Raw genomic sequence first — 12,607 nt, 5'->3', positions numbered from 1 at the left:
CCGTCGTGACCAGTAGCCCTCCCGGTGCCAGCGAGACCGATCTCGGGCGCAAACGCCGCGCCCGCAAGATCGGCCGGGTGCTGGCCGAGACGCATCCCGACGCGCATTGTGAGCTGGACCATTCCAACGCCCTGGAGTTGGCCGTCGCCACGATCCTCTCCGCGCAGTGCACCGACAAGAAGGTCAACGAGGTCACTCCGAAGCTCTTCGCCCGCTACCCGAGCGCTGCCGCGTACGCCGGCGCCGACCGGGGCGAGATGGAGGAGCTGATCCGGCCCACCGGCTTCTACCGCAACAAGACCGACTCCCTGCTCAAGCTCGGTCAGGCCCTCCTCGACCGGTACGACGGCGCGGTCCCGGGCCGGCTCGTCGACCTGGTGACGCTCCCCGGCATCGGCCGCAAGACCGCTAACGTGATCCTCGGCAACGCCTTCGACGTCCCCGGCATCACCGTCGACACGCACTTCCAGCGGCTGGTTCACCGGTGGCGGCTGACCACCGAGACCGACCCGGTCAAGATCGAGCACGCGATCGGCGCGCTGTACGACAAGCGCTACTGGACCATGCTCTCGCACCGGATCATCTTCCACGGGCGACGGGTCTGCCACGCCCGCAAGCCGGCCTGTGGCGCGTGCACCCTCGCGAAGCTCTGCCCCTCGTACGGCACCGGCCCGACCGAGCCGGCGGCCGCCGCCAAGCTGCTCAAGGGCCCTCGGGCGCGCGACCTCGCGGTGGCCGCCGGCGTCGACCCGGAGTTGGTGCCCGCGCAGGCGATCACGGCGGAGGTGCCGTGAACCGCCGCTTCGCCCTGGCCGTCCTGCCGCTGCTGCTGGCCGTCACCGGTTGCACCAGCGGCACCGCCGACGACGAGCCAGCCCCCCGTCCGGCCGCAGCTGAGCGACCATCCCCGTTCCGGGACTGCGCCGCGCTGAGCACGGCACCCACGGCCGCGCCGTCCGGCTCCGGTACGGCGACCCCCGCGTCGCCGGGCACGGCGACCCCCGGCACGTCCGGCCCGACGGCCCCGTCCGCCGGCGGGTCCGCGCTCCCGGAGCTGACGCTCTCCTGCTTCACCGGTGGTGCCCCCGTCGTGCTGCGGGAGGTGGCCGGGCCGGCGGTGATCAACGTGTGGGCCTCCTGGTGCCCGCCGTGCCGCAAGGAGCTGCCCGCCTTCCAACGCCTCAGCGAGCGAACCGCCGGTCAGCTCCAGGTGGTCGGGGTCAACAGTCGGGACAGCCGCAGCGGCGCCCAGTCCATCGGTGAGGACTTCGGCGTCCGGTTCCCGATGCTGGTGGACCAGGGCGAGGCGCTCCAGCGCGAGCTGAAGCGCAACGCCATTCCGCTGACCCTCTTCGTCGCCGCCGACGGTCAGGTCCGGCACATCGACGCCAGCGGCGCTCTCGACGACGCCAAGCTCGCCAAGCTGGTCCGCCAGCACCTCGGCCTGGCGGTGCCGGCGTGACCCGTCGGCCACCCGAATGGGTCGAGCCGTTGCTGACCCGGCTGGGCACCGCCCGCGCCGAGGACTTCACCCGGCTGACCACCCCGGCCGAGGGCGGTCGGGAGAGCGCCGTGCTGGTGCTGCTCGGCGAGCAGCCCGGCGCGGGCCCCGACGTGCTGGTCCTGCAACGCGCCGCCACCCTGCGCAACCACGCCGGGCAGCCAGCCTTCCCCGGGGGTGCGGCCGACCCGGAGGACGCCGACGTCCGCGCCACCGCCCTGCGCGAGGCGAACGAGGAGGTGGGCCTCGACCCGGCCAGCGTGACCGTGCTGGCCGAGCTGCCGAAACTGTGGATCCCGGTCAGCGACTTCGTGGTCACGCCGGTGCTGGCCTGGTGGCACGACCCGCACCCGGTGCACCCACGGGAGCCGGCCGAGGTGGCACACGTCGCCCGCCTGCCGGTCAGCGAACTGGTCGATCCGGCCAACCGGCTGCGGGTCCGCCACCCGAGCGGCTGGATCGGGCCGGCGTTCTCGGCGCGCGGGATGCTGGTCTGGGGCTTCACCGCCGGGGTGCTCGCCACCCTGCTCGAGATGGGCGGCTGGGCCCGTCCGTGGTCACCCGGCCGGGTGGTGGAGCTGCCGCCGACCGGGGCGACCCCGGCACCGTCCGCCGGCACCGACGAGGCTGACGAGAACGCCCTGCGCTGACCGCGCGGTCACCTTCCGCAAGCGATGGTCATCCGGCGGGCACACTGCCCGTACGCTTGACCCGTGTCCGTCGTGGATCTCGTCCTGCTGCTGCTCATGCTCGTGTTCGCGATCAGCGGATACCGCCAGGGTTTCGTCATCGGCGTCACGTCGTTGTCCGGCTTCTTCCTGGGTCTGCTGCTGGGTCTCCAGCTCGGGCCGCTGTTCGCCAGACAGTTCGTGGACGCCGGCACCCGCGTGCTGATCTCGCTCGTGGCCATCTTCGGGCTGGCGGTGGTCGGGCAGGCACTCGCCGGTTGGCTCGGCTCGCACCTGCGCAAGACCATCACCAGTGACGTGGGCAAACGGATCGACGACGTCGGCGGGGCATTCGTCTCGCTGTTCGCGGTGCTCCTGCTCGCCTGGTTGGTCGCGGTGCCGCTCGGCTCGTCCTCGGTGCCCTGGCTCGCCGCTTCGGTCCGCAACAGCGCGTTGATCACGGTGGTCAACCAGGTCCTGCCGGAGCGGGCCCACCAGTTGTCCACGGCGCTGGAGGACACCGTCGACACCGACGGGTTCCCGGACGTCTTCGGTGACCTCGCGCCGACCCGGGCCCGGCAGGTCGACCCGCCGGACCCGGCGCTGGCCGGCTCGCAGGTGGTGGTCAGCGGCCAGCAGTCGGTCGTCAAGGTGCTCGGCTCCGCGCCCAGCTGCTCGCGCCGGATCGAGGGTTCCGGCTTCGTCTACGCGGACGACCGGGTGATGACCAACGCGCACGTGGTGGCCGGCACCCGCTCGGTCGCCGTGGAGTTGGGCGGCGAACGGTACGACGGCAAGGTGGTGGTCTACGACCCCAGCCGGGACCTGGCGGTACTGCTCGTACCCGGGCTGCCCGGGCCGTCCCTGCGGTTCGCCGCCGGCAACGCGGGCAGCGGCTCCGACGCCATCGTGCTCGGCTTCCCGCTCGACGGCCCCTACAACGCGCAGTCGGCGCGGGTTCGGGACGTCGACCGGATCAAGGGCCCGGACATCTACTCCTCGGCCGAGGTGACCCGGGAGATCTACACGATTCGGGCGCTGGTCCGCAGCGGCAACTCGGGCGGCCCGCTGCTCTCCGCCAACGGCCTGGTGCTCGGCGTGATCTTCGCGGCGGCGTCCGACGACCCGAACACCGGCTTCGCGGTGACGGCGGCCGAGGCCCGTCCGGTGGCGTTGGCCGGGGCCGAACGCAACCGGCAGGTCGGCACCGGCGAGTGCACCTGAGCGTCGCCGCGGGGTGGCTCAGTTCCGGGCCGGCAGGGCGCGACCCCCAACCGTCGGCAGCTTCGCCCGGCCCCACCGTAGTCCTCGGTCCAGCACGGCACGAGCCATGATCGCGACGCAGGTGCCGCCGTTGAGGAAGGACGCCACCACGTCGCTCGGGTGATGCATTCCCCGGTACATCCGGGTCAGGGCCACCCCCAGCGGCACCATCAGCAGCAGCGTCCACCAGGCGACCTTCGCGCCGCTGCTCCGTGCCCGCAACGCCATCAGCACGGCGATGCCGACGTAGAGCGCCACCGCCGCGGAGGTGTGCCCGGACGGAAAGCTCGACGTCGGTGGCGAGACGTCCATGTGTTCCACCGCCGGCCGCCGCCGGTCGATCGCCAGCGTGGTCAACAGGAACACCAGCGCCTGGGCGGTCACCGCCGCGCACAGGAACAGCGGCTCGCGCCAACGCTTCAGCCAGAGCCGCAGCGCCAACGCCACCAACACGGTGACCACGACGATCATCTGAGTGCTGGCCAGCGTGCTGAACACCAGCGAGATGTTGTTCCAGTCGCCGGTGCGGCCGGCGGCCAGTTCCCGGTTCACCGCGTCCTCCGCGGTGAATGGCCAGGTCCGGGCGAACACCCGGGTGACCAGCACCCCGAGCAGCACCATGAGCCCGAGCAGGAGGGACACCGGCAGCAGTACCCGCCGGACGATCTGGACCACGGTCTCGGACATGGGTCGGCCAGTACCCTGCGGGCCTCGTCGTCACTCCTCAGACCGCTCCCGGCTGCCGCTCGACTTCGGGCGCGACGCCGTCGCGGGTCGGCCGGACCGGCCGGAGACCGGTGTGCGCGCGCCAACTGGTGAACGCGGCGGTGGTGGCCGCCACCACCGCCACACCGAGCAGCCATCCGCCCACCACGTCGCTGGTGAAGTGCACGCCGAGCGCCACCCTGCTCAGTCCGGTCACCACGGTGAGCAGCACCGCCGCGACCCAGAGCACGGTCCGCGCCGCCCCCCGCCCGGCGTGCGGAAGGAACACCAGCAGCAGCACCCCGGCGGCCAGGGTGGCGTTCAGCGCGTGCCCGGAGGGAAACGAGTAGCCGACGGCCCGGGCCACCGGGTCCAGCAGCTCCGGCCGGTCCCGGCCGACCAGCAGCTTGAGCAGCGGGCCGACCAACCCGCCGACGACCATGGTGGTGGCCGCCCAGAGGGCCAGCCGGCGGGCTCCCCGGCGCAGCAGCCAGACCACCAGGAGCAGCGCGACGGCGCGTAGTGGCATCGGTGCGAACACCTCGGTCCAGACCCGCATCAGCATGACCCAGGCCGACTGGTCCTGCGCGTAGCCGTGCAGCGCGTCGGTGACCTCCGTGTCCAGCCGACGCAGCGGTGCCCAGGCGTCGAGCACCAGCAGTGTGAGCAGCGTGAAGGGCACCAGCAACAGGAACGCCGCCGACGCGGCCAGAGTGAGCCGCAGCCCCAGCGCGTGGTCCGGGTCGAACCGGCGGTGCCGCCAGGAGGGCTGACCGGTGGGGGCGAGGGCGGGCGGCCGGTGCGTACTCATGGGTCCGTTCTACCCGGCCGGGCGGCCGGTCAGGCCTGCCGGTCGGTCGCGGTCAACGGGTCCGCTGGCGGAGCCGGCGGATCATCAGGGCCGCACCGCCGGCCAGAGCGACGAGGAGCACGACCGTGGTCCACAACTGCTCCGGCGCGGACGTGTCCTGACCGCCCGCCGCCCGAGCCGTCCACCGGCTCTGCTGGCCGGAGGCCGCGAGACCGAGTGGGTCACTACCGGCACCGGCCACCGGGTCGTCGTCGACCGAGCCGGGCGCCGGACCGAAACCGGTCACACCCGGTGACGTCTGATCGTCCAGCGGGTTGGCGGACACCGGCGGCACCTGAGCGGTCAACGCGGCCACCGGGTCGATCACCCCGTACCCGAAGCGGTCGTCCCGGCCGGTGGGGCCCAGGTCCCGGGCGGTGGCCAGCAACCGGTTGACCACCTCACCCGCGGGCATCTGCGGATAGCGGGACCGGACCAGCGCGGCCGTCGCGGCCACCAGTGGCGCGGCGAAGCTGGTGCCCTGCACCCGCCAGTACCCGCCGGGGGACTTGGCGCCGACCAGCCCGCTGGCGGGAGCGGTGAGCACCGTCGCCCGGCCGGTGATCGAGCCGGACCACAGGTTGTCGCTGCTGCGTTCGAGACCGGAGACCGCGATCACACCCGGCTCCCGAGCCGGATACCAGACCTTGGAGTTGCTGGAGGTGGCCAGGTTGCCGGTGCAGGCGATTACGACCACGTCCCGGACGAACGCGTAGTCCAGGGCAGCGGCCAGGGCCGGGCTGTCGCCGCTGCCGCCCAGCGACAGGTTGATCACGCGGGCGCCGTTGTCGACCGCCCAGCGGACGCCCTGCGCGACGATCAGGGCGTCGTCGTAACGGTTCTCCTCGTCGAGCACGCGGACCGGCAGGATCCGGGCGTCCGGTGCCAGGCCGACCACACCTCGCTTGTCGTCGCTGCGCCCCGCGATCAGGCCGGCGACCGTGGTGCCGTGGCCCACCGGATCGGGGCCCGGAGCGCCGCCGGGGCCGACCAGGTCCTTGCCGGGCAGCACCTGGCCGACCAGGTCGGGGTGAGTGCCGTCCACTCCCGAGTCGACCACCGCCACGGTCACGCCCCGGCCGGTCGAGCTTCGCCACGCCGTCTCGGCGCGCAACTCGTCGAGCTGCCACTGCTCGTCGCGGACCTGGTCGGTGCGGGCGATGGTGTCACCGGGGGCGAACGCCATCGGCGCGCCGGCGAGCTGTCCGCCGTTCGTGGGCGCGACGACGGGCACGGCCGCCGCGGTCGGGGCCACGACGGCGAGCGCCGCGGCCACGCCGAGCAGCGCCCGGCCGGTCGCTCGTCGGGCCGCTGACGGACCGCTGTACCGCACCCCAGTCACATCCTCAGCCATCCATCCCGACGGAACCATGACGATCGGAGATTACCGGTTTCCCCACCCGTCACGGGAAGAACCGGCGAGTCAGGTCATTGCGGCGGCAGTTGCGCCAGCTGAACAAGGCGTACGCCCTCCCGCCGGGTGACCAGTCGACCACGCCCCGGCGGCAGCGGTCCGGGCCGCACCGGCCCGACGAGGGCGCCCTCCTCGGGGCTGCCCGCCATCACCAGGCCGGCGGTGGAGAGCTCCCGCAGACGCTGCACGATCGGCTCGTACTGGGCGCGGCCCGCCCCACCGGACCGGCGGGCCAGCACCAGGTGCAGCCCGATGTCCCGGGCGTGCGGCAGGTGCTCCTCCAGTGCCCGCAACGGGTTCGCCGGCCCCGCCGCCACCAGGTCGTAGTCGTCCACCAGCACGAACAGCTCCGGCCCGGACCACCAGGACCGGTCCCGCAGTTGCTGCGGGGTGACCTCTGGTCCGGGGGCCCGCCGCTCCAGGTAGCCGGCGGCCGACTCGACCAGGTCGGCGGTGTGTGCCGCGGCGGTGCCGTACCCGATCAGGTGTGGCGTCTCGATGGCACCCAGCAGGCTGCGCCGGTAGTCGACGAGGATCACCCGGGCCTGCTCGGGAGTGAACCGGGTGATGATCGACGTGGCCAGCGCGCGCAGGAACGACGACTTGCCGCACTCCGAGTCGCCGAAGACCACGAAGTGTGGCTCGGTGGCGAAGTCGAGCAGCACCGGGCGCAGGTCCGCCTCCGCGATCCCGATCGGCAGCCGCAGCCCGGTCGTCGACGCGAGGTCCAGTTCGGCGTACGGCAGCACCGGTGGGAGCAGTCGCACCCGGGGCGCCGGAGGGCCCGCCCACCCGTCGGCGGCCCTCTTGACCAGATCGGCGGTGTCCCCACCGGAGGTACCGAGGTGAGGCAGCGCGGTGAGGAAGTGCAGGCCCTCCGCGGTGACCCCTCGGCCGGCGCGCTCCGGCACGTTCGCGGCCGCACGTCGGGCCACCAGTGAGTCGGCCGGGTCACCGAGGCGCAGCTCCAGCCGGGAGCCGAACAGGTCCCGGATCGCCGGCCGGAAATCCAGCCAGCGCAGGGCGGTGGCGACCACGTGCAGCCCGTACGACAGGCCCCGGGTGGCCAGGTCGGTGACGAGTGGCTCCAGGTCGTCGTACTCGCCGCGGATGGTGCTCCACCCGTCGATCACCAGGAACACGTCACCGTACGGGTCAACGCCCGGCTGACCCGCCGTCCCCGCAGCGGCTCGACGCTGCCGGTACGCGGCCATCGACTCCACGCCCAGTTCGGCGAAGCGGCGTTCCCGGTCGACCAGCAGGGTGGTCATCTCGCCGACGGTGCGGCGAACGGCGGTCGGGTCGGCGCGGCCGGTCACCCCGCCCACGTGCGGAAGGTCGCGCAGCGCGGCCAGCCCGCCGCCACCGAAGTCGAGGCAGTAGACCTGCGCCTCGGCCGGTGTGTGGGTGAGCGCCAGCGCGCAGATCAGCGTGCGCAGGGCGGTGGACTTGCCGCTCTGCGGCGCGCCGACCACCGCGACGTGCCCGGCGGCGCCGTCCAGCGCCAGCCAGAGCAGGTCCCGGCGTTGCTCCAACGGTTTGTCCACCACCGCCATCGGCACGCCGAGTGCGCCGTGCAGCTCCGGGTTGCCCACGGTGAGCCCGCGCTGGGGATGCACCTCCACCGGACCGAGCAACTCGTCCAGGGCCGGCGGTTGACCGAGCGGCGGAAGCCAGACCTGGTGCGCCGGCGGGCCCTGCCCGACGAGCCGGTCCACCAACAGGTCGAGCAGCGTCCGACTGCCCTCCTCCTCCACCACGACGGGCGCGACCGGGGCTGCCGGTTCGGGCATTGGTACGACATGGGTGGTGAAGGTGAGCAGCTTCGCGCCCCCCTCGGCGGCCACGCCACCCGACGCGGCCCGCCGGCGGACCGCACCGGAGACGTACGCGGCCTTGAAACGGGCCAGCGGGTCGGTGCCGGCGCGCAGGTAGCCGTGCCCCGGCGAGCGGGGCAGCTCGTGGGCGTCCGCCACGCCGAGCACCGTCCGGGACTCCAGCGCGGAGAAGGTGCGCAACCCGATCCGGTACGAGAGGTGGGTGTCCAACCCGCGGAGCCGGCCCTCTTCCAGGCGCTGGCTGGCGAGCAGCAGGTGCACGCCGAGCGACCGACCCAGCCGGCCGATCTGCACGAACAGGTCGATGAAGTCGGGCTTGGCGGAGAGCAGTTCGGAGAATTCGTCGCAGATCAGCAGCAACGACGGCAGCGGGGCCAGCGGGCTGCCGGCTGCCCGGGCCCGCTCGTAGTCACGCACGCTGGCGAAGTTGCCAGCCCGCCGCAGCAACTCCTGGCGGCGGACCAACTCCCCGTTGATCGCGTCCACCATGCGGTCGACCAGAGGCAACGCGTCGGCCAGGTTGGTGATCACGGCCGCGGTGTGCGGCAGCCGATCGAACGAGGTGAAGGTGGCACCGCCCTTGAAGTCGACAAGCACGAAGTTGAGCTGCTCGGAGCTGTGCGTGGCGGCGAGCCCCAGTACCAGCGTGCGGAGCAGCTCGGACTTGCCGGAGCCGGTTGCCCCGATGAGCAGGCCGTGCGGGCCCATGCCGTCCTGGGCGGACTCCTTGAGGTCCAGCTCGATGGCGCCGCCGTCCGCGCCCACCCCGATCGGCACCCGCAGCCGGTCCCGTGCAGAGCGCGGCAGCCAGCCCTGTTCCGCCGTGAAGCTCTCCGGGTCACCGAGGCCGAGCAGCTCGGGAAGGCCCAGGTCGGCGTGGAGCGGGGCGTCCGGCCCGCGTGCCGCGCCGGCGAGCCGCAGTGGCGCCAACCGTCGGGCGACCGCCTCGGCGTCGGCCAGGTCCAACTGGTCGGCGGTGCCCACCTCGGCGTGCCCGTCGGACGACCACGAGTGCAGCCGCCGGCCGTGCAACTCCAGCAGCAGCGCGTACCGGTCCAGCAGTCGGGGCGGCGGGGTGTCCAGGTCCAGCACGGTGACCGCGTCGATGCCGCCGTCGCCGGTCAGGTCACTGGCACCGGTCAGGTCGCCGCCGTCGAGGACCACCACCACGTGCGGACCGTCGGTGGCCGGGCCGGCCGGGCTGAACCGGGACCGGGTGGCCAGCACGTCGGCCAGCAGCGACTCCAGCTCGGCGGCGGAGCTGGTGACCAGCCGTACCGGACCGAGCGCGTCGGTGCGGCCGGGATGGTGGGCGTGCGGGAGCCACTTCACCCACTCCCAGCAGGCCCGGCGCTCCGGCCCGGCGCAGACCGCGACGAGCAGTTCGTCGGGGGCGTGGAAGACCGCCAGCTGGATCAGCACGGCCCGGACCAGCGCCTGCGCCGCCGGGTCGCCGGTGGGTGGCCCGCCGGTGGTCGGGCTGGCCGTCCGGCGCCCGGCGGGTCGCACGTGCACCCGGGCGAAGCTACGCAGCGACAGCGCCACCGGCAGGTCCGGCACCACGGAGTACGCGTCCAGGAAGCGGCGTAACGCGCCGGCGGTCATCGGCTCAAGCTCCTCCAGCGGTCGGGTGACCGGTGGGACGAGTGGGGTGGCCAGGGTCTGCGGCCCGACGGCGACCCGGACCACCGCGAAATCCGGGTCGGCGGGGCGTCGCTCCCAGACCCGGTGGCTGTCCACGGTCGACCAGAGCCGGCCCGGATCCGGGTGCCGGTAGTAGAGCCCGGCCCGTTGCTGGCCCGCGGTCCGCCGGACCCGCCGCCGCAACGTGGCCAGGTGGCGCAGGTACTCCCTGCGGGCGGCCATCATCTCGGACTTCTTGGGAGTGCCGGAGGCGCTGCCCCAGGACGTCACCAGCATCGCCAACGAGGAGAGCCCGAACATCCCGCCCACCACGTACGAGTAGGCGCCGCCGCCCCGGCCGAACATCATCGCCATGGCCACCGTGCCGCCGAGCATGGGCAGCAGCATGAGCAGCTGCTGCCACCGTCCGCCGGTCACCACGGGGATCTCCGGTGGTGCCTCGACCGACAGCTCACCGGCGGGAATCTCCGGGGCTGGTCGGCGCGGTGGGCGCTTGATGACGACGGTGGACACTCGGCCTCCTGACAGCGCTGGGTAACCCGAGCCTGGCTCATGGTAGGTAAAGTCCTGTCGTCCGCGCAGCCTCCGATCCCCCTTGATATGGAGACCAGTCGATGACAACCGGGCTGGCACGCGTCACCATCAGCGCGCCGCAACGACGGGTGGACGTCGCCCTGCCGGAGCAGGTGCCCCTGGCTGAGCTGCTGCCCGACGTGCTCCGGCACGCCGGTGTCGGGCTGGCCGACGACGGCGAGCAGCACGGCGGTTGGGTGCTCCGCCGCACCGACGGGGCGTTGCTGGTGACGGCACAGGCGCTGCTGCCGCAGGGGGTCCGCGACGGTGAGGTGCTGCACCTGGTGCCGGCCCGCGCGCACTGGCCCGAGTTGGAGTACGACGACGTCATCGAGGCGATCGCCGACGGTGCTCGCCGCCGCGGCGGCGCCTGGTCGCCCACCGCCACCCGGGCAGCCGGTCTGGCCGGTGCCGCCGTACCACTCGCGGTCGGACTGCTCGCCCTGCTCGCCGGTGGCCCGACGCACCGGGCCGGTTGGCTGGCGGCGGTCGCGGTGGCGCTGGTACTCACCGTGGCCGGCACGGTGGCCTCCCGCGCCAACGGCGACGGCGCCGCCGGGGCGACGCTCGGCGGCTACGCGCTGCCCTACGCGTTCACCGCCGGCGCCCTGGCCGTCGGCTCCGGTGATCCGGTCGGGCCGGTCGGGCCGGCCCGCTGGGTGGGCGCTCCCGAACTGCTGGCCGGCTCGGTCGCGCTGCTGCTGGTGGCGTTGATCGGCCTACTCGGGGTGGCCAGCCGGCTGCGGGTCTTCGTGGCCGGTGTCACGGTCGGCCTGGTCGGCGCGGGGGCCGCGCTCGGTGGGCTGGTGATGACCACGGCCGGTACGGCGGCGGTGCTGCTCAGCGCACTGGTCTTCGCCATCGGCGTGATCCCGCTGCTGGCCATCCGGCTGGGCAAGCTGCCCCTGCCGCCGGTCACCCTGCCGGCCTCGACCCCCGCCGAGGAGCCGGAGCGGGCCCGGGATCTGCCGGACCGGGGTCGCGTGCACGCCGCGGTGATCCGCACCGAGGAGATGCTCACCGGGATGCTGATCGGCCACGCGCTGCTGGCGGCGGCGGCAGCGGTCGTGCTCGTGGTCGCCGGCGGCACGGCGGGTCGGTTGCTGGTGGCGGTCACCTCGGCGGTGCTGCTGCTGCGGTCGCGGCTGTTCGTGGCGCTGCGACACCGGGTGCCGACGGTGCTCGCCGGTTTGGCCGGCTACGCCGTGCTGGGTGCGGTGCTGGTCGGTCGGGCCGACGGGACCGGGCGGTTGGTGCTGGTCCTCGGCGGGGCGCTGCTGGCCCTGGTGGCCGTCGCCAGCGGCACCGGGTACGCCCGTCGGCCGGTCTCGCCGTACCTCGGGAGAATCGCTGACCTCACCGACACGGCCCTGGTGGTCGCCGTGGTGCCGATCGCCTGCGCGGTGCTCGACCTGTACGACCGGGCCCGAGGGTTGCTCGGTTGAGCGACCCTCGGGCCCGGTGCGTCAGTGATCGTCAGTGGGCGGACTCGCCGCGCGCTTCGGCGTCCCTGGCCCGCTGGTAGGAGGCGTGGATCTCGGCCTCGGCCTCGGTGCGGCCGACCCAGGTCGCGCCCTCCACCGACTTGCCGGGCTCCAGGTCCTTGTACACCTCGAAGAAGTGCTGGATCTCCAGGCGGTCGAACTCGCCCAGGTGGTGGATGTCGCGCAGGTGCTCCTGGCGGGGGTCCTCGTAGGGCACGCAGAGGACCTTGTCGTCCCCGCCCTTCTCGTCGGTCATCCGGAACATGCCGATGGTGCGGCAGCGGATCAGGCAGCCCGGGAAGGTCGGTTCGGGGACCAGCACGAGCGCGTCCAGCGGGTCGCCGTCCTCGCCGAGCGTTCCCTCGATAAACCCGTAGTCAGCCGGGTACTGGGTGGAGGTGAAGAGGGTGCGGTCCAACCGGATCCGGCCGGTCTTGTGGTCCACCTCGTACTTGTTCCGGTGACCTTTGGGGATCTCAACCGTCACGTCGAAATCCATCTGCACGCTCCCTCGTCTGCCCACGCTGGCTAACGGAACCAATGGCGGCCCTCCGGACAGGTGAATGCCCACCCGCCGACTCCGGCCGCCGCATAGTCTTCGGACCGAAGTAGTGTCACCCAAGCCGATTTTCGCTGGGGGAGGAGGGGGTCGTGGGGAGGGAAGATT

General features: G+C 73.2%; 10 protein-coding genes. 5 read left to right on the top strand and 5 right to left on the bottom strand.

All coding sequences use genetic code 11. The features are described from left to right. Window positions 1-5: 5 nt before the first annotated feature. The 4 genes from nth (at window position 6) to AC5L30_RS13585 (ending at window position 3,393) form a co-directional block, all read left to right on the top strand. Window positions 6-794, top strand: coding sequence for an endonuclease III (gene nth / locus AC5L30_RS13600; RefSeq protein WP_494867550.1), 789 nt, complete (start codon window positions 6-8; stop codon window positions 792-794). After that, entirely contained in the window at window positions 791-1,462 is a 672-nt protein-coding gene (locus tag AC5L30_RS13595; protein WP_494867549.1) for a TlpA family protein disulfide reductase, read from the top strand. The genes nth and AC5L30_RS13595 overlap by 4 nt, the downstream gene beginning before the upstream one ends. Then, window positions 1,459-2,151 carry an NUDIX hydrolase gene (locus AC5L30_RS13590; RefSeq protein WP_494867548.1) on the top strand — a complete coding sequence of 231 codons (693 nt, stop codon included), beginning with the start codon at window positions 1,459-1,461 and terminating at the stop codon, window positions 2,149-2,151. Before AC5L30_RS13595 ends, AC5L30_RS13590 begins: the two co-directional genes overlap by 4 nt. Window positions 2,152-2,214: 63 nt before the next feature. Beyond that, on the top strand, window positions 2,215-3,393 hold the full coding sequence (locus AC5L30_RS13585) for a MarP family serine protease (protein WP_494867547.1): 1,179 nt from the start codon (window positions 2,215-2,217) through the stop codon (window positions 3,391-3,393). Between the two features lie 18 nt (window positions 3,394-3,411). On the opposite strand, the gene AC5L30_RS13580 is transcribed toward AC5L30_RS13585, so the two are convergent. The 4 genes from AC5L30_RS13580 to eccCa all read right to left on the bottom strand — a co-directional run bounded on the left by AC5L30_RS13580 (window position 3,412) and on the right by eccCa (window position 10,396). Next, the gene (locus tag AC5L30_RS13580) at window positions 3,412-4,119 is read right to left on the bottom strand and encodes a phosphatase PAP2 family protein (protein ID WP_494867546.1); all 708 of its coding nucleotides are present in this window, start codon (window positions 4,117-4,119) and stop codon (window positions 3,412-3,414) included. Between the two features lie 37 nt (window positions 4,120-4,156). Further along, window positions 4,157-4,948, bottom strand: a complete 792-nt coding sequence (locus tag AC5L30_RS13575; RefSeq protein WP_494867545.1) for a phosphatase PAP2 family protein — start codon at window positions 4,946-4,948, stop codon at window positions 4,157-4,159. 52 nt (window positions 4,949-5,000) lie between these two features. Continuing rightward, window positions 5,001-6,341 (bottom strand): type VII secretion-associated serine protease mycosin, encoded by a 1,341-nt coding sequence (gene mycP / locus AC5L30_RS13570; RefSeq protein WP_494867544.1) that lies wholly within the window; start codon window positions 6,339-6,341, stop codon window positions 5,001-5,003. 74 nt (window positions 6,342-6,415) lie between these two features. Then, on the bottom strand, window positions 6,416-10,396 hold the full coding sequence (gene eccCa, locus AC5L30_RS13565) for a type VII secretion protein EccCa (RefSeq protein WP_494867543.1): 3,981 nt from the start codon (window positions 10,394-10,396) through the stop codon (window positions 6,416-6,418). Window positions 10,397-10,497: 101 nt separating this feature from the next. Here eccCa and eccD point away from each other — a divergent pair, with 101 nt between their 5' ends. Beyond that, complete coding sequence (eccD, locus tag AC5L30_RS13560; RefSeq protein ID WP_494867542.1) at window positions 10,498-11,901, top strand: type VII secretion integral membrane protein EccD; 1,404 nt, start codon at window positions 10,498-10,500, stop codon at window positions 11,899-11,901. A 31-nt stretch (window positions 11,902-11,932) separates the two neighbouring features. On the opposite strand, the gene AC5L30_RS13555 is transcribed toward eccD, so the two are convergent. Next, on the bottom strand, window positions 11,933-12,439 hold the full coding sequence (locus AC5L30_RS13555) for an inorganic diphosphatase (RefSeq protein ID WP_109816465.1): 507 nt from the start codon (window positions 12,437-12,439) through the stop codon (window positions 11,933-11,935). Window positions 12,440-12,607 lie beyond the last annotated feature (168 nt).

The organism is Micromonospora sp. BQ32 (assembly GCF_059358895.1).
This window is presented reverse-complemented; position numbering and strand designations above follow the sequence as displayed.